This window comes from Enterococcus cecorum DSM 20682 = ATCC 43198 (assembly GCF_000407565.1).
Lineage (GTDB): Bacteria > Bacillota > Bacilli > Lactobacillales > Enterococcaceae > Enterococcus_E > Enterococcus_E cecorum.
Window position 1 is genome coordinate 599,687 of the sequence record NZ_ASWI01000003.1, and the last position, 25,385, is coordinate 625,071.

Here is a 25,385-nt window from a genome sequence, read left to right on the forward strand (position 1 = left end):
AGTGAGTATTTTGAGATTTGAATGGCTTAAAAATTACCAGGATTTAGAAGACCAAATTTTATTTTTAAAATGGAACTTAAATAAGAGCAAACTAGAACTAGACCGCTGGATATCTGGTGATTTAGCCAAAATTCGTATCGAAAAGAATTCTCGCTCTAGTAAACTGGAAGAAACGATTATTGCTATTGAAGATGAACTGAAAATTCTTGCTGATCAGAAAGAAGAATTGCTCAAAATAATCGACACTTTTAAAGGATTGGAAAATGACATTGTCAGGTTAAAATATATCGAAAATTGTTCGCTTGAAGAAATAGCGGAACAAACTGGATATAGTGAATCATATATCAGAAAAAAGCATTCCGAAATTAGAAACATCCTAACATTTTTGGATGATTATGAATCGAACGCTGAAAGTAGGCAAAGCAAGAAAAATGACATTGATTATTACGACTTAGATAAAAAATATCAGCAAACTTCTTTATTTTAAAATTCCATGTTCACTAAATGTTCACTCAGTGTTTGTATGTTTTTATTGTTTTGAGTGTGTTATTCTATTAACGTAGAAAATTCGAAAGAATGCTACAAAAATAGAGGAAAGACAACCTCCTTATGTTTTCTTGTTTTTTCATTAATACCTTACCCTATTCATGGCATCCACGAAAAGTGGGTGTCTTTTATTTTGCAGAAAGGACGGATGAAAATGTTGCTATTAAAATTAATCGGTTATGCATTCGGAATATTAATCCTGGTAGCTATCGTATGTATGATAGCAGCTATCATCATGGCTGCTTTTGATGAGAGTAAGCACGACTGAGTTAAAGACCAAAGAAGGTCGGCGAAAGTTTTACAACTCTGTTGAGTGGCGAGCGTTGCGGGACGAGCGTAAGATGCTGGACCATTATGAGTGTCAATGGTGCGCAAACGAAGGTTATGTGAATGTGGGTAAGGATCCAGAACGAGGAGTGTTGGAGGTCGACCATATCCTAGAGGTGTCGGAACGTCCAGACCTTGCTTATGACTTGGATAACACTCGTACATTGTGCAAGTATCATCATAACCAACGGCATCATAGGTTTCAGTTTAGGTCAAATAACAAAAATAATAAAATTACATTCAGGAAATCGGAATGGTGGGGAAAATAGTACCCCCCCATGCAAAAGAATTCGATAAAATAACAAACTCAGGAACCGGTGGGAGGGGTCAACTGTCAGGAAATGCGCCTTGATATGCGCGTAACCCCACCACGACAAGGATAGAAAGGAGTGAGGCGGAAATGAACGACTTAGAAAAATTTGAAAAAGAAGTCAAAAAAGAGAAAAATCGGCTGACTAAATTATTCAAAGGCAACGTTCCAGATAATCAGATGAAACTAATTGAAGGTCTGATTATCCAAGCGAGTCGATTAAGGATTTTGATGAATGATGCTTGGGTAGACATTTGCGAAAATGGTCGATACGAATATTTTTCGCAATCTGAAAAAACCGAACCGTATGAACGCGAACGACCGATTGTTAAACAATTTGCCACTTATGATAAGTCGTATCAAGCAATCATCAAACAGTTGGCTAGTTACTTGCCACCAGAAGTCGAAGATAAATTAAAAGAATCTGCTCCAGTAGGAAGTGACTTATTATGATCAGTCATCCATTAATTGATGAATATATTGAATTGTGGCAGAGTGGAAAAATCATTTTAAACAAAGAGCGAATCATGTTAATTGAATATCTACAGAAATACATCCTAACTCGTGATGATGTGTATTTTGATAATGACTTAATCAAAAAGTATGTTCGCTTTGCTGAAAAAAATTTCTTTCCGCTGGCAAAATATCAAAAATTCATTACGCCATTTATGTTTCTGTTCCAAAAATCAGATGGCGAACCGTTCTTCGATGAGTTTTTCATCACGCTTGCTCGTGGTGGCGGAAAGAACGGATTTATGTCTACTAGAGATATGTTTTTCATCTCGCCACTTTATCCAGTACGTGGATATAACGTGACAATTACCGCTAATTCGGAAGACCAGGCGAAAGTAAGCTTTAAAGAAGTCTACGATGTGGCTATTACGAAGTCTTTAGAAAATCATTTCTATTTGACCAAGACGTTGATTTTAGGAAAGGCGAATACAAGCGAGTTTAAATATCGGACCAACAATCCAAAAACGATGGACTCGGCCCGTGATGGTTGCCTAGAATTTGACGAAATACACGGTTTTGAAAATCAAGATGCCGTAGATATTCAAATGTCAGGACTTGGAAAAATCGCCCACTCAAGAACATTCTACAACGGTACGAACGGCTACGTACGTGATGGCTTTTATGACAAGTTGACTGAACGTTCGATGAATTTGTTAAAAGGCGAATCCAAAGACGATATCCATTTATTTCCGTTTATCTGCAAGTTAGACCATCCAGATGAAGTGGAAGATCCTGACAATTGGGCGAAGGCAAATCCGATGTTTGACGAAGATACACCTTATGCTAAACGACTGTTTAATAAAGTTATGAAAGCGTGGAAATCTTTGGATGCAGAGCCTAGTCGACGAAAAGAATTTATGACCAAACGCATGAATATGACAACTGCCGATGCAGAGAAAGATGTTACTAGCCGTCAGAAATTATTAGCTACTCAAAGGAATATTCCTTACGATTTTCGTGGGTCATCTTGTGTGGTTGGTATCGACTTTGCAAGCATCAAAGACTTTGCAAGCGTAGGAATGCTGTTTAAATATGGCGATGAGTACGTTTGGAAAGAACACTCATTCGCTAGAAAACAAGCGATTAAAGAATTTGCGATGAAGCCACCATTTGATGAGTGGGAAGAAAAAGGAATTATCACATTAGTTGATGGCCCTTCGATTGATCCACGCTTAATCGTGGATAAAATCAACGAATGGCGCAATCAAGGCTACGTGATTGATATTGTAGTCGGCGATAGTTTCCGAATGGATTTAATCAAACCATTACTAGAAGAAAATGGCTATGAGTATGAATTTTTAAGAAATCCTGGCGGTGTGCAATCAAAAGTTGCGCCGATTATCGAAGATGGATTTGAAAATGAACGTTTTATTTTTGCTGATAACCCGTCCATGCTTTGGTATGTTGATAATACATACACGAAGCAAGATGGGAATGGGAATATACGCTATTTGAAGAAAGAACCAGTACGACGTAAGACAGACGGTTTCCACGCTTTCATTGCAGCACTTTATAAACGTGAGATATTAGTGGAAGACTCGATGGCGGACTTGCTCGGTATGGTTAATAGTTTGGAGTTTTAGAAAGGAGGTGGGAATGTGGGAATTTTTAATTGGCTGTTTGGCAATCGAGAAGCGCAGATAGCTAGCTCAATTGAAGAAATCCTTGCTTTTGAAGAACAAGTGAGTGCCTTGTATATGAAGCAACTTGCTTTGGATGTCAACGCTGAATTTTTAGCTAGGGCATTTAGCCAGTCGACTTTTAAGATACGCACGAATAATCGGTCCGACCCAACGAATTATCAAAAGAGCATCGAGTATCTTTTAAACACGCGACCGAATTTAGACCAAGCGTCCCCGGAGTTTTGGCATAGCGTTGTTTATCGGTTAATTACCAAAAATGAAGTGTTAATCATTAAAACGGATGATGACCAGTTACTGATAGCTGATTCGTGGTATCGCAAAGAATACGCCGTGTATGTTGATACGTTTACGAATGTAGTTGTGAAAGATTATGAATACAAACGTACATTTAGCGCTGATGAAGTCATTTATTTAAAATACGCAAATACGAGTTTAGGTCATTACATCAATGGAATGTATGAGGATTTTAACGACTTATACAATCGAATGTACGAAGCAGCTAAACGTAATGGCCAGATACGCGGAATTTTAAAAACAATCGGCGGTAATCTGTATCAGGATGAAGCGACTTTAGAAGTATTGCAAACGTATATCAACAAGCTATTTAAATCGTTTAGCACGAACGATGTGTCGGTAGTCAATGTACCTAACAAGTTAGAGTATAGCGAGATAACCAATAAAGTCGGTAACAGTACGCAGTCGGTTGAAGAATTGAAAGCATGGAAGCGGCAGTACATTGATGATGTGTCTGATTTGCTTGGTATACCGACTAAGCTATTACATGGCGATATTGGCGAGTTAGAACAAGCGCAAGAAATATTTAATGCGTATTGTTTAGGACCGTTGGTTAAGAAAGTTGAAGGCGAGTTAAATGCGAAGTTTCTAACCGAGTCAGAAATCAAAAGCGGAATAGCCATTAATGTAATTGGCATTAATCGCCGAGATTTGTTTGATTTAGCAGAAGCAATTGATAAGTTGATTGCTAGTGGTGCATTTAATCGTAATGAAATTCGAAAAGAGTTAGACTATGACGCAATCGAAAATGGTGATGAATATTACATTACCAAGAATTATGAAAAGGAGGTGAGTGAAAATGAAAATCAAACTTAATGGAACAGTTATCGATAGTGATGATGCATTTATCTATGAATGGTTGGGAATCCCACATATTTCATCATCAAAATTAAGTAGTCTACCGACGAATGGCGAAGATTTAGAAATTGAATTAAATTCCTACGGCGGTAGCGTATTTGCCGGAAGCGAGATTTATACAATTTTAAAATCTTACCCAGGTAAAGTAACGATTACCGTTACAGGAATTGCTGCTAGTGCTGCATCAGTTATTGCCATGGCAGCAGATGTGGTTAAAATATCGCCTACCGCTCAATTGATGTTGCACAACGCATGGACGACAGCCAGTGGTAATGCATCTGACTTTGAAAAAGAAGCAGAAGTATTACGTGGCGTCAACGAATCTATTGCGAATGCTTATATGTTGAAAACTGGTAAATCTAAAGATGAGTTACTGGCTATCATGGAAAAAGAATCGTGGTTTACCGCTGAGAAAGCTATTGAAATTGGATTAGCGGATGAAATGCTTTTCCAAGAAGAAATTCAACCACAAGATATTGCAGCGAATATCGGTGGTGGCTTACCACATCAAGCAGTCGAAAAGATTGCGAATTTAATCAAACAGCCACTTAATATCGACTATGACAAGTTAGCCGATAAGGTGGCAGAAAAATTGAAAAATACCGAAAAAGACGAACCTAAATCGAAAGCGAAACCTAAACAACAATCGCTAGGATTTGACAGGTTCGTTTTTTAATACTCAAAAATTGGAGGAATGAAGAATGACAATTCGATTATCAGAAAAATTTACTGACATCCGCGACCAATTTATCTCAGCTATCAAAGGTGGCGTAGATGTTGAAACGCAAGGAAAGTTATATGCAGAAATGCTAGATGTTTTACGTGAAGATGTGGTTGCAGAAGCGCGTTTAGCAAGTGAAGCAGCAATTGCAGTTAATCCATTAGATGGACAATTATCTGCTCGCGAACGTAAATTCTTTAACGAAATCACGAAAGAAGTCGGCTACAAAGAAGAAAAATTATTACCACAAGAAACGATTGATCGTATCTTTGAAGATTTAGAAACAGCACATCCATTATTAACAGCTATTGGCGTAGTGAATAGTGGTATGCGTCGTAAAATTTTAAAATCAACAACTAGTGGTCAGGCTGTTTGGGGTAAAATCTATGGAGAAATCAAAGGCCAATTAGATGCAGCATTTAGCGAAGAAGAAAACATCGATTCTAAATTAACTGCCTTTGTGGTTATTCCTAAAGATTTGCAAGACTTAGGTGTTGGTTGGATTGAACGTTTTGTTCGTACACAAATCGATGAAGTGTTCGCGGTTGCTTTAGAAGCAGCGTTTTTATCAGGTGACGGCAAGGACAAACCAATCGGATTAACTCGCCAAGTACAAAAGGGCGTATCTGTATCCGGTGGCGTGTATCCAGAAAAAGACCCTAGCGGTACTTTAACATTTGCTGATGCTAAAACGACTGTTAAAGAATTGACTAAGGTATTTAAATTACACAGCGTAAAAGAAGACGGTAAGACAGCAGTAGCCACAGCCGGTAAGTTAGTAATGGTTGTAAATCCACAAGACGCATGGGAAGTACGCGCGCAATACACAACCTTAAATGCAATGGGTGTTTATGTGACAGCTATGCCGTTTAACTTAGAAATTATCGAATCTGTAGCGCAAACAGCAAGCAAAGTAACTACGTTCGTTAAAGATCGCTACTATGCTACTGTTGGTGGCGGTATTACAATTCGCAAGTATCAAGAAACTTTAGCAATGGAAGATATGGATCTTTACACTGCTAAGACATTTGCTTACGGTAAAGCAGACGATAATACTGCTGCTGCTGTGTGGACTTTGGCTATTCCGGGGGAGTAAAAGCCCCCGTTCCACCTAGCTTGGCCAGAGTAACCACTACTGAGACCACGGCTATGGTGGAAGTTAATTAATGGGGGTATCGACGATGAATGATAGCCTTTTAACATTATTTAAGCAACGTATGCGAATCGGCTATGATACGGATGACGAAAATTTAAAAGCTATCTTAGAGTCGTCCGTATCTGCCATTGAAAAATTAACAGGTAGTGATAATTTGACTGATCCAGCTATCCGTGAGTTAGTCATTGAACGAAGTCGATATGTATACAATGATAGCTTAGAATTTTTTTATGATAATTTTATCAATGACTTAGGAACAGCTAGCATTGCTAACTTAAAGAAGGCGGTGACTGATGATGAAGCCAACGTTTGAATGGAAGAAACCACTGAATAATGGTCGTTTGAAAACGCCAGTCCATTTTTTAAGCAATAGCTATGATGGGCCAGAACCAAGTGAAGATGAATTATCAGAAGTCTTTTCTACGTTTTGTGAAATCTACAATTCGTCGATGAAAGATATTGAGATTTTGAATAATATCAATGCGAAATTCGGAATGACCATTGTGATACGAAATCAATCGACAGCGTTTATTCCGACGCGAGATTTACAAGTTAAAGTGGATGATTATAGATATCAAAATCAAACGTTTAACATCTATGACATTCGCCCAACAGATGATAAATATACTATCGTGTTAGGAGTGGTTGGTGATGATTGATGGCTAACGATTACAAAATATATGGAGTTGAAGGTGTACTAAGAAATTTAGAAAATAAGTTAGGTTCCAGAGTGATAGCTACTGTCAGTAACAAAGCTTTAAAAAAAGCTGGACAATATGGTGCTGATAAACTTCAAAATGATATTTCGTACTTTAAAAGAACAGGTGCTACTGTAGATGAAGTCGTTTTGTCGCGCGTTAGAAATCAATATGGTGAGAGGTTAATAGATATAGGATGGGAAGGACCGATGGAAAGATGGCGATTAGTCCATTTAAATGAATTTGGATATAACGCTCATGGAACGTTTAATAGAATTACTCCAGCAGGTTATGGAGCTGTTCAGAAATCCATGAATGATATGCAAAATGAAGTTAAAGAAATAATGATGGACGTAATTAAAAAGGAGTTAGGACTATGAATGATATGTTAATGGAGATTTACAATAAATTAGCTACATCTACAATCATTGACAACAAACGTATTAAATTTTACGAAACTCCAGAAAACATGAATTTAAATTCTGCTCCTTTTATCGTTATCTCGCCATTGGCGCCACCAGAGCCTAGCTATTACGGTTCGGACGATGAATTAGCGATGGAAATGACTTATCAAGTCAATGTGGAAGCTACCAAACGCATGAAAGCAAAAGAAGTACAGTTAGAAGTCAAAAAGCTATTGAAACAACTGGGATTTAGCCAGTTAACAGGCGGTTTAGATGCGTATTTTAAGGAAACAAAAAGATACGTGGACGCCAGACGATACATTTATGTATCAGATATTTATAAAACAGATTATTAATTAAAGGAGAGATACAATTATGGCACTTGTAGGATTTAAAAAAGCGACAATCGCAGTTTTAAACGACGAATTAAAAGTAGTGTCTACTAAGAAATATGTCGTCGAAGGGAAGCAAGGCAAAGGTGCTACATCAAGCTTTGAATTAAGCGGATTGTCAAGTGAAGCAGTCAAAGCATACGGTTCGGACGTCGCTTACTATGTCGTGCAAGATGGTGTAGGCGACCCTAACATGAAATTAAATCTTTTAGATTTACCATTCGATATCGAAAATGAAATCTTAGGTACATTAAAGAAATCAGAAGGTTTATTTTTATATGGCGAAGCAACGAAAGCGCCTAACGTGGCGATTATGTTAGAATCCAAAGCATTGAACGGCGAACGTGTAGCGGTTGGTATCTTCTGCGGTAAATTCTCGAAAGATTCTATGTCTGCAAATACTAAAGAAGATAAGACACCTACGCCAGAACCTGATGAGTATACAGTGGCTATTTCCGCTAAGACAATTGATGATAAAGCACAGTATGTGGCTAAAGCGGTTGGCGATACAGCAGTTACTGCATTAGAAAATTTATTATTCGTTAATGCCGCTGCCTAGGATGTGACTTAACATGATTTATCGAATTTACAAAAAAGATGAATTAGTCGCAGAAGGAGAAAGTCCTTTAACCATTAAAGGATTGAAACCAGGTCAAACGATTAGAAAAGGAACATATCAAATTTGCACGTTAGAGAATGGATTAGAATCCGAACGTGTGGATTTGGTTGGCTTTAAAACAAAGAAAAAGGCTAGTGAGTAATTGCTAGCCTTTTATTTTTAAAGGAGAAAAAACAATGGCTATTAAATTAAAATTGCGAAATAAGAAAGGCGAATTTAAAACGTATTACCAGGAATTCGTGCCATATCGTAAACGTTTGGATTATCTGAAAGAAGAAGCTGAAATTACGGATGAATACGAAAAATTCGTCCAACAGTTACCAGTAGATGGCAACGATAAACCTATTATTCCTACTGCTGAATATACTGCCTATGAATTAAAATTAGCCAATTTTCGCGCAGAGTTTGTAGCGAATTTATTTGATGATAAGGCAGTTACGAAAGATGCGATTTTAGACGGATTGGAACCGTCAGACGCTACTGACGAAATTATGAATATTATCATGTACGATGTGTTGGGCTACAAAAAAGAAGACGAGGATGAAGAAGCCCCAAAATAAGTGGAAGTGACCTACACGAAAGCTATTTGAAGTTAACTCGAGAAATTTTAAAAGCATTCCCGAGTTGGTCACTTGAAGACTTATTAAATACAGATGTGAAGTATTTGGATGACATTATTTTTGCATCCGAAAAATCAAAACAACCACAAGTCATGGATATGGAACAGTGGATTTTAGAAACAGGAGGTGTTAACGTTTAATGGCAAATATGGGTACACCTTTAGGACAGATGATTGTTGAATTAGGGCTTGATTCATCAAAGTTCGGTAAAGGACTTCAAAGTGCTAAAAATGAAGTCAGAATGTGGGAACAAGCCACACGAGCAAGTATGAATTCAGCTGTTGCTAGCGGTAATCGGTTGGATGGGCTGAAATCAAAATATGACGGTCTAACTAACGCGATGAAAGCGCAGCAGAAAGTCGTTGATCAATTAAAAACAGATTATGCTAATTCGTTTGATAAAAATGGCGAAGCAACTAAGCGTACAGAACGACTAGCCGGACAGCTAGCACAAGCTGAAGCTAAATTACAAGGTTATCGTGGTCAGATTAATCAGACAGCAGCTGATATGGCTAGATTGCAAGTGGAAACACAAGGATTTACCGGATGGCTGAATAAAACTGGCGATAATCTGATTAAAAATGGCGAACGATTAAAAACGTTTGGTAATGGATTGTCTAGTATCGGAACATCGATGACCGTTGGTGTTACTGCTCCAATTATGGCCGGCACAATTGCAGTGACTAAAGCAGCAATCGATTGGGAGTCGGCATTTACTGGTGTTAAAAAAACAGTCAACGAAATGGTCGATGCAAACGGAAACGTGACTTATTCCTACGCTAAATTAGAAGGTCAATTAAAAAATTTAGCTACACAATTACCGGCAACTCATGCAGAAATTGCACAAGTTGCAGAAAACGCCGGCCAGTTGGGTATTTCGACCGACCACATCGTCGAATTTACTAAGACTATGATTGATATGGGCGAATCGACTAACTTATCAGCAGATGAAGCAAGTACAGCGTTGGCGCGCTTAGCCAATATTACTGGTATGTCACAAGATAAGTTTAGTAATTTAGGATCCTCAATCGTGTTTCTTGGCAATAATTTTGCCACAACAGAAAAAGAGATTACTGAAATGGGCTTACGTTTAGCCGGTGCTGGTAAACAAATAGGATTATCTCAAGGTTCTATCATGGGGATTGCTGCTGCTTTAAGTTCTGTCGGAATTGAAGCAGAACAAGGTGGTTCTGCCTTTTCCAAATTGATGGTCTCTCTTCAATTGGCAGTCGAAAAAGGCGGTGAATCATTAGAATCATTCGCTAGTGTAGCCGGGATGACAAGCGATAAATTCGCACAATTATTTAAATCCAAGCCAGAAGTAGCTTTGGAACGATTTATCAAAGGGTTAGGAGAATCCGAAAAACATGGTAAATCAGCTATTGCAGTCTTGGACGAAATGGGTATTACCGAAGTACGTTTACGAGACACTTTACTTCGTGCTGCAAATGCCGGTGACTTAATGACTAAAGCCATCGAAGGTGGTAATAAAGCATTCAATGAAAATAATGCTTTAGCCAACGAAGCAAGCAAACGATATGAAACGACTGAATCTAAGTTAAAAATGCTACGTAACGAAGCAGTTAATGTAGCAATTGATTTTGGAGGTCCGTTGGTAGATGCCTTACGTGATGGCTTGCAAGCGGCGAAACCTTGGCTAAAAACGCTCGGCGATATGGCAGATAGATTTAGTAAGCTAGAGCCAGAGCAACAACGAAGTATTTTGAAATGGATTGCGATGGGTGCAGCTGCTGGACCTACTTTTAAAATTTTAGGTAGCGGCATAACCACGATAGGCGGATTATTTAAAGCATTTGGAACGTTAGAAAAAGGCTTAGTCAACTTAATCGCTAAACAAGCAGAAGCCAAGGCAGCTGCTACAGGTATTTCCACAGCCCTAACCGGTGTAGGTACATCAGCTAGTGTGGCAAGTGGTGCTGGTGGCTTAGCTGGATTTGCTAGTGTATTGACCGGACCAGTTGGTTTAGCAATAGGTGGTACAGTATTAGCGTTAGGCGCTGGATACGGCGCATGGAAGCTTTGGGGCGAAGAAGCGTGGAACAGCGCGCAACGAACAAAACGTTGGGGTAGCGATGTCGGCCAAGCAACCGATGAAGCATTAACCAAAGTATCAAACAGCGCACAAACAGCAAGCGGTCAGTTTACTTTGCTAGAGCAAGGCATATCTAGTAATACAGATAAGGCAGTTGCTAACTTCGCAAAAATGGGTACAGCAATTGAAACAGAAATGACGAATCGTATTACGAAATTAAAAGAATTAGTTAATCAATTGCCACAAGATATCCAAAATGCAGCTAATGAGTTAACAAACGACGAAATCAATAATCAGCAAGAATATCTGAATATCGTTAAAGAAAATAACGATAAGATTGCAGCTATCCGTGAACAAGCATCCAATCATCATCGCCAGTTAACTTTTGCTGAAACGACACAAATTAAACAGTTAGCCAATGAAAGTGCGACCGCTTATGTCCAATCTTTAGGAAAATCCGAAAAGGAAACGAAACAGATTTTAGCTGCAATGACTGGTAACGTGCAAGAAGCGAGCGAGTCGCAAGCAAGAGCGTGGCTAGAGTCATTAGGAAAACAACGACAAAATGCACAACAAGAATATTCCCAATTAGTTGAGAATACCAAGAAATCATTGCAGGATGCAGGTTATGATTTAAACAGCCAGTATGCGAAGAATATCCTCAACTTGCTTAAAGAAAGCTCCGAGACAGCCACTACAGCCGTTGACCAACAAATGGCAATGATATTAGAAAAATATCCAGAATTAGCTAATCAAATCTTTTTAGCCAACGGTCAAATTATTGACGCTAGCAACGGCGCAGGGCAAGCGATGATTGCGCAAAATAAACGCATGATGGAATCGTTTAGCGATTTAACAACTACATCAGCGCAATCAGCTGAAAAGAATGCTAAGACATTAAAATTAATGGCTGATGAAGCAAATGAGTACGGTGAGTTTTGGAATAGCTTAGTGTTAGATCCTAAGACAGGAGAAATCAAAACCAACGCACAAGAAGCTATTAACGAAGCAGCTAACTCAGAGCAAGGATGGAATCAGTTAATTTTTGCAAGTAAAACAGCAAAATTATCATCTAATGCTAAGTTAATGATTGCAGAGGCAGCAATTGCGAATGGTAAATGGGAATCTATGACGTTTACCGAGCAACAGGCATTAATCAAGAGTAATGCAACTAAAACAATTACCCAAGCGTTACAAGTTAAAGGTGACTGGGATAATTTAACCTTTGAACAAAAGAAAGCTGTCCTATATTCAAACACACCAGAAGTCATGGCAGAAACATTAATGAATTTAGGATTGTGGGACCAATACGCACCACAGATTAAAGAATTAAAAGCTAGCAATTACGACTTTTTAAATGTGATTAATCAATCTGAAGAAAAAGTAAAATCTTGGGGAACATTGCCAGTCGAAGTCAAGGAATTACTGGCTAAAAACGAAAATCTCAAAATGACGATTTATGAGTCGGAAGAATACTTTAATCGTTGGAACGCTTTGCCTAGCAACGAGAAATTAATGTTAGCAAACAACCAAGATGCATTGTTTAAAATACTATCATCAGAACAGCGCATGAATGAATGGAATGCGTTACCGATTGGTATTAAGCAAATGTATGCGAATAACCAAGATTTGTTAAATAAAGCATTACAAAGCGAGCAATCGTTAAATAGCTATGCATCTAATAATCCACCACAAAAGCAATTGACTGGTAACTCGAACAGTGTAGTTAGCGAAGCCAATCGTGGTAGTGATGCATTAAATAGATTTAAAGGAATTACACCTGGGTCTAAGACAATGACTGGTATTGATAATGCATCTGCTCCGGCTAAAGAAGCTACTCGTAACGTAAGAGCATTTGGCGGAAGCGAAACAATTACCAAACGTTTTAATATCGTAGCTAGCATTTCAGGAATGGCTAGGTCGGCTTTATCTAAATTGGGCATTCATTTTGCTAAAGGTACGAATTACCACTTAGGTGGACCGGCAATCGTCAACGACCAACCTGGACCAACTTATAAAGAGTTAGTCATTCCAAAAGGCGGAATGCCATTCATCCCAGAAGGACGCGATGTATTTCTTCCTAACTTGCCGCGAGGTTCTAAAGTCTTAACAGCACGTCAAACCAAACGGCTATTTCCACATTATGCAGAAGGTGTGGGCATTCCGAAGAACGCACGGATATTTAATCTGTTAAATGACAATTCAACTACTGAAAGCAATGTGGTAGATTTTAGTAATTTAGCTAAATTACTTGACGATAATCGTAGTCAGAACGAACAAATTATTAAGTTACTCAATCTGTTGGCTAGCAAGCAATGGTCTATCTCAGCGCAAGACATCGCCAATAAGTCTTATCAATTTGTAGACAATTTGCAAAATCGCGATAAGATGCGTGCAGATTTAGTAAATGGGAGGTGATTAGATAGATGATAGTAAAATTTAATGGTGTGGATTTAACATCACGAATTACGATTTTAAACGAATATAGTCCGTTCATCGGAGCAGATTATGAACCTATTGTTAGTGATGATTTAACCTTTTTTTATTTAGATCGTAAATCAAAAATCATTAATTTGCCGTTTATAACAGATGGAAATCCACGACTAGTCCATGATTGGCTACAAGAAATTTTAAACGTTAAAGAACCTAAGAAATTAGAATTTGGAGATAATCGCTATTTTGACGCGGTGCCAACAGGAAAAATAGAAATGAAACGTGGCAATCATAAAGCCACAGGAAGTATTTCGTTTTTAGTTGTTGACGGCGTATCAAAATCTAAAACCATCACTCCCTTTACATTTACCAAACAGTCAGACGCCTCTTGGAAAACGACAATTGTTAACAACGGTAGCGAATGGGCGTATGTGAATTACAACATTGATATCGCAAGGGAAACTGGCTATATCGGCTTAGTGTCCGAACACGGAATCCTACAATTTGGCAAAGTCGATGAAGCAGACATGGAGCAAGCGAAGAAGAATGTCAAATTGCATACAGGCTTTGCTCAATGGACAGCGGGTACAACTTTTTATGAAAATCAAAACAAAAAAGATGTAACCGATATGTCTATCCAAAACGGCTGGCTAAAATTAGCTAATAAAGGATTTACAAACACGGCTAACGGTGGCTATTTTGGCGCAATCCAAGAATTACCTTTGTCTGAAACGTGTACAGATTGGTATATTTGGGCGAGAGCAAGATTTGAAGCTGGATTGATGGGGCAAACTGGCGAATGGGCCTTATGTGTAGTCGATGAAAACAATCAATTGATTGCTGGCATGATTATCGAAAAATATGACCGAAGTGGAAACAAAGGCCAAGTATGTTTTACGATTGGTGGTCAAGGAATTAAAAAAACTATACCGTTCACTACATCTGTTTGGTTAAGAGACAATCCTTACGGTGGCGAGGGCATTACCAAAAACAGCAATATGTTTGATTTGAAAAAAGAAGCTGATAAAGTCACGTTTTATTGGTATGGCAGTTATTTTAGCTACCAATCAAACGCTTTAAAAAATCTCAAAGCGAAAAAAGTCCAATTTTTCCTAGGGCAAATGGCAGGTCTAAACTCCACAGACAGATTGGCAACTGAGATGGGGTTGTCTGATTTTTCTTTCACGAAATTAAATGCGACCTATTGGAAGGACGTACCTAACAGATATCCAAGCGGTACGAAATTAAAAATCGATGGTCAGCAAGGCAAATTATACGTCAACAATAAGGTCGCTGAGAAAGACGAAATCAAAGGTAGTAAGTATTTCTTAGTACCGCCAGGCGAGACGGAAATCATTTTAACTACATCTAGCTTTGGAGAAATTAAATCAGCCACAGCGGAAATCGTAGAAAGGTGGGTATAACATTTGACAAGAATTGCAATTAGAGATTCCACGGATAGCTATAATATCGGTTTTTTCGACAACGCGAACGGAATTAAATATCATTCAGCCGACTTAGAGGTATACGCTCAAGGGTCGGCTTTTTTAGACCTTAAATATTATAGTAAGACGCAGATAGTCGATGTGGGAATGCGTTTAGCGTTTATTTTTCGTGGAAAAGACTATTGGATGACCGTTACATCAGTATCTAGGGAATCTGAATATGAATATCAAGTCGAAGCGCGCAGCTTGTCACTAGAAGCGTTGCGAGAAGTACGCTCGTCGTATAAGGCTAGTCGGAATATGACTTTTGCAGAATATTTAAATGTCTTTGACCCAGAACATTCGATACGTTTAAACGTCAATACGATATCCAACCGCTCTCGTAAGTTAGAATGGACTGGCGAAGATACGATTTTAGCTAGAATTTTAAGTATAGCCACAAAATTTGATGCAGAAATCGAATTTGAAACAGAACTCAATGACGATTACTCGCTGAAAGAATTTAGATTAAACGTCCATGCGCTGAATGAGTTAGGGAAAGACAGAACTGGAACGCCTTTTAGAATTAGTAACAGCCAACTAAAATTGATTAAATTTAAATCATCCATCGACGAATTTTACTCGGCTATACGTGGGACTGGTAAAGATGGATTAACCATCAGTGGACTCGATAAGAAAGTTTATGACGACGAAAAGAAACTACTATTTTACACGTCAGGTGGAACAATCTATGCGCCACAGGCAAGAGATAAGTTTATATCTATTACCAATAAAAAGACTTCCGATGGCTATATTGTGCGAGAATTTGACAATACCGAACACGCGACTAAAGAAGCATTATATGCGTATATGTTGGGAGAGTTGAAAAAACATTGCGAGCCACAGATTGACTACACAATTGATGGCTATATCGACGCAGACGTGAACGATAAAGTATTGCTGATCGATGACAAATACACGACGGATGATTTAATGCTAACTGCTAGAGTTACTAAGCAAAAATGGAGTCTAATCGATAAACTACAAGGTAACAATCGGACAGAATTATCAAACTATGTACGTGTATATAGCGAGATAGCCGACGAATTAATCACACGTATGAACGCGCTGATTGAAGCGAATAAAGTCTTTGATGTCCAAATACTGACATCTAACGGTTACAGCTTTAAAAACGGTTTTGGTGAAACAACACTCACTGCACGCGTCATGGACGGCCCTAAAGACGTCACGAATGAGTTTAACCTTACCTGGTTTAAAAATTCGACCGAGTACAGCCACGACGCAAGTATTATCGTGAGAGCCGGTAGTATCGACGAATTGGCAACTTATCTGATAATTGCAGAAAAAGATGGCCGAGAACGTGGGCGAAATGAATTAACGGTATTTAACGTAAAAGACGGCTCGCCAGGTAAAACGCCAGTCGTGCATCTAGCATGGGCAGACTCAGCAGATGGTAGCGTAGGATTTAGCTTAGAATTGCCTACAACGAAAATACCTAAATACCGTGGTTATTATGTTGACTATTCGACAGAGGCAAGCACAAACCCTAAAGTATACAAATGGGAACGCAACCCAGACGACGCTGCTAAAGTGGCAGATGAAGCAAAGGATAAAGCAGACGCGGCCGATAGTAAAGCAGATAGCGCTATAGATACAGCGAATAGTGCTAAAGATACAGCTGACGAAGCAAGCAAACAGACCGCCTTAGTTAACGGACTAGCAAATGCAGCTAAGGAGTTAGCCGATAAAGCTAATGCAGATGCGGCCGAAGCAAATAGATTAATCGGATTGACAAACACAGAAATCAGTAAGTTAAATACGAATGTGGATAACGTAAGGTCTGATTTAGCAAGCGCTGAAACTGATTTAGCTAGTAAAATTGAGACCGTCAAGACTACGCTCACTCAAAATTATGCCACCAAGACGAATTTGTCTGAGACACAGTTAACGTTAAATAAGACAATATCCGACTCAGTGGCAAGCGTGAAACAGGAAATGTCGGAAAAATACGCAGTTAAATCTGACTTGACGACATTACAAGGCGAATACAACTCATTTAAGGAAGAAACCGCAAAGAAAATAAGTCAGCAAGTGTCCAGTATTGAAACGATACAAACAAATACGACCGAAGCGCAGAAGTTAGCCAACGACGCTTACAGCAAAGCTAACAGTGCAGTGACTAGCGCTACGAACGCAAGTAGCACAGCAAACAGTGCACTAGATAAAGCCTCAAATGCAACAAACGTAGCAAACAGTGCTAGCCAAAATGCGACTAATGCTGTAGCGAGTGCAAATAGTGCAGTCAGCACAGCTAACACAGCGAAATCTAACGCTGATAAGGCAATCGCTGATGTAGCTAGCTTGACTAAGACGGTAACCACTCAGTCGACTAGGATAGACCAAACAAGCAACCGTATTGAACAGGTGGCTAGTGGGATTACTGAAGTTGGGAATAAGTTGGATAATTTGCAAGTCGGTGGACGAAACTTACTACTACACTCAGAAGTCAGCGAAAGTAATATGAAATATTTTGAATATGGCGAATCGACCGCCGAAGTGATAACGGAAGGCTCATTAAAATATTACAAAATTAAAATAAATGATGGAGTAAGCGGTAATTCTCATGGGATTAGAATTACAAATAATTACGGATACTATAATCTATCAAAAGGTAAACATTATATATTTAGCTATTGGATAAAAACGAACGTAGATCACAGATTTGCTTTTGATAGTATTGGTCATCATCAAGTTGCCAATGGTACAAACATCCATACAGAAACTAATCTTAAATATAGTGTGAGTAGACTAATAGCAAACAAATGGACAAAAGTCACAATCGAATTTGATACAACGCTAGATGCATTTTTTATACCATATATTTGGTTTGTAACGGCAGGAGTAGAAATTTGCGTATACGGTTTTATGTTAGAAGAAGGAAACACAGCTACACCCTGGTCCCCAGCGCCAGAAGACCAACAGTCACAAATCGACGGTATTAACAACAACCTATCTAACAACTACTACCAAAAAACGACGGTTGACAGCAAATTATCCACAGCAGTCAGTGGGATAACAGCACAGTATACGCAAGATATTAATACTAAGTTGGGCAATTACTATGACAAGTCAACAATTGATAGCAAATTGACGATAGATGGTCAAGGAATTGCTAGTTATGTGAAGAGTACAAAGAGTAAGTTGGATAATTTACAAGTCGGCGGTAGGAATTATCTAACAGGAACGCACAAAGACTATAAAAAATTCGATTTGGGTCAGTGGGTGGCTATTTTATTTTCTAGGAATTTATCTGATTTGAATTTAAAAGTTGGAGATTATATTACTGCATCTTGCGATTTAAAAGTACCGTCAAACGCTATCAAAGGTGGAAGAATTAGAGTCCAGTTTTTTAACAGCGATGCAGACAGGCTAAATTATTATGGAGAAATTTGTAATATCGGTGAAGAAAAAAAATAAAGTTGACCGTGCGTATTGATTCGACATTAGTAGGTTATCAAAGAATTGATTTTTTAATAAATTCTACGAACACAAACATCACAGAACTGGAAACAAATATTCAATCTAGACACGAAAAGTTAGAGATTGGAAATATGATGACAGACTGGTACCCGGCGCCAGAAGACATGGCAACCCTAACGCAATACACAGAAGTCAAGCAGCTTGCTGACCGCATTTCATCAACCGTGTACGATAGCAGTACAGGGCTCACAACTAAGGTCAATCAACTGGCTAACAAATATGCCATAACAGCTTTAAATAGCGCTGGCGATATATTAGCGTCGCTTAACCTAAACGCAAACACATCTACAGCCGAGATTAACGCAAAATTAATCAGATTAAATGGCTCCACTAAAATGGATGACGCGTTTATTAATAATTTGGTGGCTAACAGCATTATTACCAACAAGATTAAGTCGACTGAGATCAGCGGAAATTATATCAAAGGTGGAACGATTGACGGAACAATTGTCAAGTCTACTGGATCTAATGGCACAACTCAATTAATGGATGGTTGGTTCATTTCGACGCAAAACAATTCTATCGGGTATTATGGAGCACAATCTGTTAACATGACAATATTTGATACTAATGGATATGCCGGTTCCACCAAACTAACATATAGTGGATTTTTGAACGAGATGAAAAATAGTGATGGTGTATTTGCCAAACGAAAAATCGAATTTCATGCAGAAGGTTTTAAGATAGAGCCAGAATCTACAAACGTAGGTACGAATTTAAATTCTGGAATACATCTTGTCGGAAAGAAAGCGTATCTTGATTTGGTTGCTAACACCGTTAGCCGTACTGATAAAACTCCTTACTACCTAAGAATAATAGCCAACGAAGACGGAAAGTCGGTTGTTGAAAGTACACAAGGTAGGTTGGAAATTTATACGAAGAATCAAGAGCAGCTAGTAGTCAATGCTAATTATATTCCACAAACCACAATGAATAATGATTCGGCTATAAAACAGATGACTATAGCTAATCCAAATGCTTCTGGTACATACACCGAAGTCAGAAGTAGAGCAGGAAAAGCATGGGGCATATCAATGTGGTTGTCCGATCAACGTTTAAAAAATAATATCAAACCTTCTATATTAGATTCGCTAGATAAAATCAATCAGCTAGCTGTAAGACAGTTTGACTGGAAATCAGATAATGTACACGAGGATTTTGGTTTAGTTGCTCAAGAAGTCGAAGAAATATTGCCCAACGCGGTATTCAAGGTAGGAGGTTACTATCAGATTAAAGATAGTGGCTTAATCCCAGTCCTAATTGGTGCAGTGCAAAAATTATCAAATAAAGTAAATCTTTTGGAAAATATAATATATAACACGAAAGGAAGTAATTTATTATGATTACAACAAATGTAACGAATGTCAATTTACAAGTGGAAGAAGGACAAATCACGAATGCTACAGTATTTATGAATGCGAATATCGGCTTTATCAGTTTAGCGGCGAACGTGCCTTTGAATAACGAAAGTGGCTATAATTTAAACGAGCTAACGCCTAACCAATGGTTTGATAAAGCAAAAGAAGAGTTTGTCAAAGAATTAACTGGAGGGATTAACTAATGTTGAATCAGCTAGTACAAGAACGATTAGGACAGCTCGAATTAGAACGATTACAGCTAGTAGCTACGATTGATGATAAGGATAGAGAGATTGAGAATCTGAAAGCGGAAATTGAAAAGCTAAAAGCGGATAACGTGGAATCGGAAAACGAAGAATAATAGCTATGGGTGTGGATATTTCCACATCCTTTTAATTTAGAAAGAATGGTGGTTAAAAATGATGATAATAGACAATTTGAAATTATTGGCAGAATTTAGACATTTAGCAGACAACGTGTTTATCCAGGTATTTATTTGGCTAGTATTGTTTGATGTATTTACAGGTATTTCTAAGGGGTTACTTGGAAAACAAGGCAACTCGACTAAAGGCTTACTCGGTATCGTCAAACACTTACTAGTCGTGTTATTGGTAGTGGTTGCTTATCCATATTTACGTATTATGGATTTGACCATGATGGCGAATGCGTTTGTAATCTTCTACATCGCAGTATACGGAATCTCAGTAACAGAAAATTTAGGACAATTAGGATTACCGTTGCCTAAATTTGTAGTTGACCATTTGGAAAAATTAAAAAATGCAGCAGACAAGGGAGATGACGGAAAATGAGAACAGATACACCACGAGTTGGGTATCCACCTTATCGACAAGTGCACGCACATAGTACGGCGAATCCTAATAGTACCGCGCAGAACGAGGCTGACTACATGCAGCGCAAAGACCTTAATAGTGGTTATTTTACACACGTTGTAGGAAACGGACGAGCGATTCAAACAGCGCTAACTAACCGAGGAGCATACGATGTCGGTGGCGATTGGAATTACGAGACCTACGCAGCGGTTGAGTTAATCGAGAGTCACAAGACCAAAGAAGAGTTTATGGTTGACTATAAGATTTATGTCGATTTACTACGTCGATTAGCGACGGAAGGTGGTATTCCTACCACGTTAGACAGCGGCGCGCTTGAAGGCATTAAAACACACGCATACTGCACTGCTAATCAGCCAAATAATGGGTCTGATCATACGGACCCATATCCATACTTAGCTAAGTGGGGTATTAGCAAGGAGCAATTTAAAAAGGATGTCGAGCAAGGGGTTGCTCAAAATATTAATAATCAAAATACAAATCAAGGAGGTACAGTAACTATGTACGCAATTTATTGGATTCCAAATAAAAAAGGCAATGGAAAGGATGCATATTATTTCAATGGAGTAACTTATGAATACATTAGTCATCCTGATGTAATTAATATTTTGAAGGAAGTTTATCGTAAAAATAATGGAAAAGAAATTCCAGAATATACCTGGGATAACAAAGCACCATGGTGGATTAGATTACAACAACCTGTTGTTAATTTACAAGAGTTGGCTGACAAGGTTGACAAAATCGCCAAAAAAGTAGGCATTTAACGAATTAAGCCCTAGTTTTTCGCTAGGGCTTTTTTTGCGTGTTGCAATTAATTCTTCGAGTTCTTCTAAATCCTCTAAGAATGCTTTGCTTTTTAAAATAACTCCAATCATAAACTTGTGCACAATTCACAATTGGTTTTGGCAACTTTTTTGGCAACATCAAACAAAACGATAGATATTTTAATGGAAAAACGTTATAAAAAAGCCGCTGAACCTCATGAGGCTCAACGCTTTTATTGATATGCCAGCTGCAGGGTTCGAACCTGTGACCTACGCGTTACGAGTGCGTTGCTCTACCAACTGAGCTAAGCTGGCCTAAGACAAGAACTATTTTATTAAAAAACTCTTGTCTTGTAAAGGGGTTTGTCCATTTTTTTAGCAAAGTTTTTCGTAAATATAGTCATTCATGATAAAGCCTTGACCAATATCTACATATCTCTCACCAGCAAGGGTAAAGCCACGATGTTCATAAATGCGGATAGCTAGGGCATTTCCTTGGTTGACATTGAGGTATAGTCGTTTACCTTTTGCTAATTGTTCATACCAGTCAAATACTTGGCTAGAGAATCCTTTTCCGCGCGTATTAGCATGGAGATAGAGTTTGCTAAGATAGACTCCTTCTTCATTTTCTTCATAGGCTGTATATCCCACTGGTTTTGAGTCGTAAACGAGCAAAAGGTAGTGGGCACCTTTTTTCATTTCATCTTCAATATTGTCTTGAGATTGGTAATTAGCCAACATATAAGCGACTTGATCCGCCCCGATAATGGGTGTAAAGACTTCTGCCCAAATTTCCTTTAATAGCGGCATCAAAACAGCTAAATCCTTTTCATTTTTCACTTCGACTAATTCCATTGCTGTCACCTCACTTTTTTCCATTATAGCACTTTGAAATATGGGCACCAATCTTTTTTTTAAATGGGCGTTGTGCTAAAATGGATAAGAACATATGTACAAGAAAGGAATGTTTATGTACGAGTATTTTATTGGTCGGGTGACAGGTATTTATCCGGCATATATCGTTTTAGAAGTGAATGGTATCGGCTATCAATTGTTATCTAGCAATCCGTATCGTTACCATGTGAGCGAAGAAGAGGTAAAGGTTTATGTCCAACAAATTATTCGCGAAGATGGACACCTGCTTTTTGCTTTTCAAACGATTGAAGAGAAAAATTTATTCTTACAATTAATCAAAGTCTCAGGGATTGGTCCTAAGAGTGCCTTGGCGATTATGGCAGGCGATGATATGCATGGATTGATTCAGGCTGTTGAGCAAGGTGATGTGACCTACTTGACGAAATTTCCGGGTGTGGGTAAAAAGACCGCTTCTCAAATGGTGCTCGATTTAAAAGGCAAGCTAGGCGAGTTAAATCAAGAAATCACGCTATTTACGCCAGAAGTAGTCCAAACTGTAGATGGCAATCAAGCACTAGAAGATGCCTTGCAAGCATTAATTGCCTTAGGATATAAAGAAAAAGATGCGCAGAAAGCGAAAAAAGCATTGGCAGATGAACAGTTGACAACGGATGAATATTTACGCCGTGCATTGAAATTATTAATGAAAAAATAAAGGTAAAGGGGTGAAGATGTGGACGAAAGAATGATATCACCGGAAATGATGGATGATGAAATGTATCTGGAAAAATCTTTAAGGCCGCAGTATTTTACACAGTATATCGGCCAAGAAAAGGTGAAATCACAATTACAAATTTATATTCAAGCGGCTAAACAGCGAGAAGAAGCCTTAGATCATTGTTTGTTATATGGTCCGCCTGGCTTAGGGAAAACAACCATGGCGATGGTCATAGCCAATGAGATGGGTGTAAATATCAAGACGACAAGTGGTCCTACCATTGAAAAGCCTGGGGATTTAGTGGCGGTATTGAATGAATTAGAGCCTGGCGATGTCTTATTTATTGATGAAATTCATCGTTTACCGCGAGTTGCTGAAGAGGTCTTGTATTCGGCGATGGAAGATTTCTATATTGATATTATGGTCGGACAAGGCACCACAGCTCATCCTGTCCATTTTCCACTACCGCCATTTACCTTGATTGGGGCAACGACTAGAGCGGGGATGTTATCGGCACCATTGCGTGATCGTTTTGGAATTATTGCGCATATGGAGTATTATCAAGAAAGAGAATTAAAAGAGATTGTCTTGCGTTCGGCAGACATTTTCCAAGCTGAAATCGTGGAAGAAGGAGCGTTAGAGATTGCTAGACGCTCACGGGGGACACCGAGAATTGCCAATCGTTTACTAAAGCGAGTCCGTGATTTTGCGCAAGTTCAGTCAGACGGCGTAATCAAACGTCAAATTGCTGATCAGGCTTTGACTTTGCTCCAAGTAGATAAAATTGGGCTAGACTATATTGACCAAAAATTATTAAAAACCTTAATCGAAGTCTATCACGGGGGTCCGGTTGGCTTGAATACTTTAGCGGTGAATATCGGTGAAGAGCCTGATACGGTAGAGGATATGTATGAGCCTTATTTGATTCAATGTGGCTTGATGAAACGCACTTCACGTGGACGGATGGCAACGCATTTAGCTTATGAGCATTTTGGCTATCCGATAAAAGAAGATTAGAGGAACAAACAGTGAATACGAAAGAAAAATTAGCACAGGCCTTAAAGGAAGCTTGTCAGACACAAAAATTAGATCAAATTAAAATTCAAAATTTAACACAAATGGCAGGCATTAACCGCCAAACTTTTTATTATCACTTTAAAAATATTGAGGAATTATTTAGTTGGGTTTATGTGAATGAGGCATTGGTTCATTTAAGGATTGATTCACTGTCTTTGGATAATTGGGAAGAACAGGCTTTAAAAATGCTGAAAGTAATTCAAGCGGATGGACGTTTTTATCAAACAATTTTAAAGACACATCATCACTTGTTTTTAGAAAATTTTATGCAGACAGTACAGCCTGCTTTTGTGCGCTTATTTATTCAGATGGATGTGAATAAAGAGTTGTCACACGAGGATATGGAGTTTTATTCCCGCTTCTTTTCTTATGGTTGTACGGGCATTTTAGAAACGTGGATTCGCGATGATTTTCCGCAATCAGCTTTTGAAATTGCGGTCCAACTGTATCGCTTAGCAACGGATATTGAATTTTTTGCCTATCGTATTTATCAGGAAAAAGAATAGGAGGCCGTTATGACAAAAGTATTAATGGTTTGTTTAGGAAATATTTGTCGTTCTCCGATGGCTGAGGGTTTGATGCGTGATTATTTAGCTAAAAATCACCGTTCAGATATTGAAGTGGCTTCTGCAGCGACGAGTACTTGGGAGCATGGCAATCCAGTACATCCAGGAACGAAAAAGGTTCTTACTCACTTAGGAATTGATACTTCAGCGATGTTTTCTACGCCGATTACGACACAAGATTTTTATGAATATGATTATATCATTGGGATGGATCATCAAAATGTGGCAGATTTATCCGCTAGAGCCCCTCAAGATTGTAAGGACAAGGTCTATTTGTACTTAGATGTCGTGGATGGCTATCAAGGAAAAGAGATACCTGATCCGTGGTATACGGGTAATTTTGAAGAGACGTATCGATTATTATCACTAGGGTTAAAACCTTGGTATGAAAAGATAAAATAAGAAAAACGGACGAGTTTATCCATTGGATAGGCTCGTCCGTTTTTACAAGGAGTTAAAAATGAAAAAGTGTTTTTATAGGGTTGTTTGTTGGGATATTTATACTATACCTAGAAGTCGTGAATTTTTTGTGAAGAGAATAAGACGATTTTAAAAAGAATGAAAAAAAGCGTCTACGAATAACTATATCTTCCTATAGAAAAAAAAGCTAGTCGGACGTACCAACTA

28 protein-coding genes and 1 tRNA gene are annotated in these 25,385 nt (G+C 38.4%); 27 read left to right on the top strand and 2 right to left on the bottom strand.

The window, feature by feature from the left end; genetic code table 11:
* Nucleotides 1-10: 10 nt before the first annotated feature.
* The 23 genes from I567_RS03720 (at nucleotide 11) to I567_RS12350 (ending at nucleotide 21,542) form a co-directional block, all read left to right on the top strand.
* Nucleotides 11-487 carry a sigma-70 RNA polymerase sigma factor region 4 domain-containing protein gene (locus I567_RS03720; RefSeq protein ID WP_016250912.1) on the top strand — a complete coding sequence of 159 codons (477 nt, stop codon included), beginning with the start codon at nucleotides 11-13 and terminating at the stop codon, nucleotides 485-487.
* Nucleotides 488-887: 400 nt separating this feature from the next.
* A complete protein-coding gene (locus I567_RS03725) occupies nucleotides 888-1,142 on the top strand; it encodes an HNH endonuclease (RefSeq protein WP_322785886.1) in 255 nt (84 codons plus the stop codon).
* Nucleotides 1,143-1,273: 131 nt separating this feature from the next.
* Entirely contained in the window at nucleotides 1,274-1,636 is a 363-nt protein-coding gene (locus I567_RS03730) for a hypothetical protein (RefSeq protein ID WP_016250913.1), read from the top strand.
* Nucleotides 1,633-3,279: a terminase TerL endonuclease subunit gene (locus I567_RS03735; protein ID WP_016250914.1), complete on the top strand. Its 1,647-nt coding sequence runs from the start codon at nucleotides 1,633-1,635 to the stop codon at nucleotides 3,277-3,279. The genes I567_RS03730 and I567_RS03735 overlap by 4 nt, the downstream gene beginning before the upstream one ends.
* 15 nt (nucleotides 3,280-3,294) lie before the next feature.
* Nucleotides 3,295-4,449 (top strand): phage portal protein, encoded by a 1,155-nt coding sequence (locus I567_RS03740; RefSeq protein WP_016250915.1) that lies wholly within the window; start codon nucleotides 3,295-3,297, stop codon nucleotides 4,447-4,449.
* Nucleotides 4,433-5,167 (top strand): head maturation protease, ClpP-related, encoded by a 735-nt coding sequence (locus I567_RS03745; protein ID WP_016250916.1) that lies wholly within the window; start codon nucleotides 4,433-4,435, stop codon nucleotides 5,165-5,167. Before I567_RS03740 ends, I567_RS03745 begins: the two co-directional genes overlap by 17 nt.
* A 25-nt stretch (nucleotides 5,168-5,192) precedes the next feature.
* Nucleotides 5,193-6,308 (top strand): phage major capsid protein, encoded by a 1,116-nt coding sequence (locus I567_RS03750; RefSeq protein ID WP_016250917.1) that lies wholly within the window; start codon nucleotides 5,193-5,195, stop codon nucleotides 6,306-6,308.
* An 85-nt stretch (nucleotides 6,309-6,393) separates the two neighbouring features.
* Nucleotides 6,394-6,681, top strand: a complete 288-nt coding sequence (locus tag I567_RS03755; RefSeq protein ID WP_016250918.1) for a head-tail connector protein — start codon at nucleotides 6,394-6,396, stop codon at nucleotides 6,679-6,681.
* Nucleotides 6,662-7,027, top strand: coding sequence for a hypothetical protein (locus I567_RS03760; RefSeq protein WP_018345406.1), 366 nt, complete (start codon nucleotides 6,662-6,664; stop codon nucleotides 7,025-7,027). Before I567_RS03755 ends, I567_RS03760 begins: the two co-directional genes overlap by 20 nt.
* The gene (locus I567_RS03765) at nucleotides 7,027-7,446 is read left to right on the top strand and encodes an HK97-gp10 family putative phage morphogenesis protein (protein WP_016250920.1); all 420 of its coding nucleotides are present in this window, start codon (nucleotides 7,027-7,029) and stop codon (nucleotides 7,444-7,446) included. The genes I567_RS03760 and I567_RS03765 overlap by 1 nt, the downstream gene beginning before the upstream one ends.
* Nucleotides 7,443-7,826, top strand: a complete 384-nt coding sequence (locus tag I567_RS03770) for a hypothetical protein (protein WP_016250921.1) — start codon at nucleotides 7,443-7,445, stop codon at nucleotides 7,824-7,826. The genes I567_RS03765 and I567_RS03770 overlap by 4 nt, the downstream gene beginning before the upstream one ends.
* Before the next feature lie 19 nt (nucleotides 7,827-7,845).
* The gene (locus tag I567_RS03775) at nucleotides 7,846-8,421 is read left to right on the top strand and encodes a major tail protein (protein WP_016250922.1); all 576 of its coding nucleotides are present in this window, start codon (nucleotides 7,846-7,848) and stop codon (nucleotides 8,419-8,421) included.
* Nucleotides 8,422-8,434: 13 nt separating this feature from the next.
* The gene (locus I567_RS03780; RefSeq protein WP_016250923.1) at nucleotides 8,435-8,623 is read left to right on the top strand and encodes a hypothetical protein; all 189 of its coding nucleotides are present in this window, start codon (nucleotides 8,435-8,437) and stop codon (nucleotides 8,621-8,623) included.
* Nucleotides 8,624-8,657: 34 nt separating this feature from the next.
* Nucleotides 8,658-9,041, top strand: a complete 384-nt coding sequence (gene gpG, locus I567_RS03785) for a phage tail assembly chaperone G (RefSeq protein ID WP_016250924.1) — start codon at nucleotides 8,658-8,660, stop codon at nucleotides 9,039-9,041.
* 26 nt (nucleotides 9,042-9,067) lie between these two features.
* Entirely contained in the window at nucleotides 9,068-9,241 is a 174-nt protein-coding gene (locus tag I567_RS12625) for a hypothetical protein (RefSeq protein WP_018345405.1), read from the top strand.
* Entirely contained in the window at nucleotides 9,241-13,572 is a 4,332-nt protein-coding gene (locus tag I567_RS03790; protein ID WP_016250925.1) for a phage tail tape measure protein, read from the top strand. Before I567_RS12625 ends, I567_RS03790 begins: the two co-directional genes overlap by 1 nt.
* A gap of 8 nt (nucleotides 13,573-13,580) precedes the next feature.
* A complete protein-coding gene (locus I567_RS03795) occupies nucleotides 13,581-15,011 on the top strand; it encodes a distal tail protein Dit (RefSeq protein WP_016250926.1) in 1,431 nt (476 codons plus the stop codon).
* A 3-nt stretch (nucleotides 15,012-15,014) separates the two neighbouring features.
* The gene (locus tag I567_RS03800) at nucleotides 15,015-18,509 is read left to right on the top strand and encodes a hypothetical protein (RefSeq protein WP_016250927.1); all 3,495 of its coding nucleotides are present in this window, start codon (nucleotides 15,015-15,017) and stop codon (nucleotides 18,507-18,509) included.
* A 134-nt stretch (nucleotides 18,510-18,643) separates the two neighbouring features.
* Nucleotides 18,644-19,915: a tail fiber domain-containing protein gene (locus I567_RS03805; protein WP_154656934.1), complete on the top strand. Its 1,272-nt coding sequence runs from the start codon at nucleotides 18,644-18,646 to the stop codon at nucleotides 19,913-19,915.
* A complete protein-coding gene (locus I567_RS03810; RefSeq protein WP_016250929.1) occupies nucleotides 19,912-20,133 on the top strand; it encodes a hypothetical protein in 222 nt (73 codons plus the stop codon). The genes I567_RS03805 and I567_RS03810 overlap by 4 nt, the downstream gene beginning before the upstream one ends.
* Nucleotides 20,133-20,291, top strand: a complete 159-nt coding sequence (locus tag I567_RS12735; RefSeq protein WP_016250930.1) for a hypothetical protein — start codon at nucleotides 20,133-20,135, stop codon at nucleotides 20,289-20,291. The genes I567_RS03810 and I567_RS12735 overlap by 1 nt, the downstream gene beginning before the upstream one ends.
* 58 nt (nucleotides 20,292-20,349) lie before the next feature.
* The gene (locus I567_RS03815; RefSeq protein ID WP_016250931.1) at nucleotides 20,350-20,739 is read left to right on the top strand and encodes a phage holin family protein; all 390 of its coding nucleotides are present in this window, start codon (nucleotides 20,350-20,352) and stop codon (nucleotides 20,737-20,739) included.
* Nucleotides 20,736-21,542 carry a peptidoglycan recognition protein family protein gene (locus I567_RS12350; protein ID WP_016250932.1) on the top strand — a complete coding sequence of 269 codons (807 nt, stop codon included), beginning with the start codon at nucleotides 20,736-20,738 and terminating at the stop codon, nucleotides 21,540-21,542. The genes I567_RS03815 and I567_RS12350 overlap by 4 nt, the downstream gene beginning before the upstream one ends.
* 242 nt (nucleotides 21,543-21,784) lie before the next feature.
* On the opposite strand, the gene I567_RS03830 is transcribed toward I567_RS12350, so the two are convergent.
* Both I567_RS03830 and I567_RS03835 read right to left on the bottom strand, forming a co-directional pair.
* Nucleotides 21,785-21,857 (bottom strand) — tRNA-Thr (locus tag I567_RS03830).
* A gap of 60 nt (nucleotides 21,858-21,917) precedes the next feature.
* Nucleotides 21,918-22,397, bottom strand: a complete 480-nt coding sequence (locus I567_RS03835) for a GNAT family N-acetyltransferase (protein ID WP_016250933.1) — start codon at nucleotides 22,395-22,397, stop codon at nucleotides 21,918-21,920.
* Nucleotides 22,398-22,512: 115 nt separating this feature from the next.
* On the opposite strand from I567_RS03835, the gene ruvA reads away from it, so the two are divergent.
* Genes ruvA through I567_RS03855 form a run of 4 tightly spaced genes read left to right on the top strand, consistent with a single transcriptional unit; the run spans nucleotide 22,513 to nucleotide 25,160 of the window.
* Nucleotides 22,513-23,112 carry a Holliday junction branch migration protein RuvA gene (gene ruvA / locus I567_RS03840; RefSeq protein ID WP_016250934.1) on the top strand — a complete coding sequence of 200 codons (600 nt, stop codon included), beginning with the start codon at nucleotides 22,513-22,515 and terminating at the stop codon, nucleotides 23,110-23,112.
* A 30-nt stretch (nucleotides 23,113-23,142) separates the two neighbouring features.
* Nucleotides 23,143-24,132, top strand: a complete 990-nt coding sequence (ruvB, locus tag I567_RS03845; protein WP_016250935.1) for a Holliday junction branch migration DNA helicase RuvB — start codon at nucleotides 23,143-23,145, stop codon at nucleotides 24,130-24,132.
* Between the two features lie 11 nt (nucleotides 24,133-24,143).
* Entirely contained in the window at nucleotides 24,144-24,698 is a 555-nt protein-coding gene (locus I567_RS03850; RefSeq protein ID WP_016250936.1) for a TetR/AcrR family transcriptional regulator, read from the top strand.
* Between the two features lie 9 nt (nucleotides 24,699-24,707).
* Nucleotides 24,708-25,160: a low molecular weight protein-tyrosine-phosphatase gene (locus I567_RS03855; RefSeq protein ID WP_016250937.1), complete on the top strand. Its 453-nt coding sequence runs from the start codon at nucleotides 24,708-24,710 to the stop codon at nucleotides 25,158-25,160.
* Nucleotides 25,161-25,385: the final 225 nt, after the last annotated feature.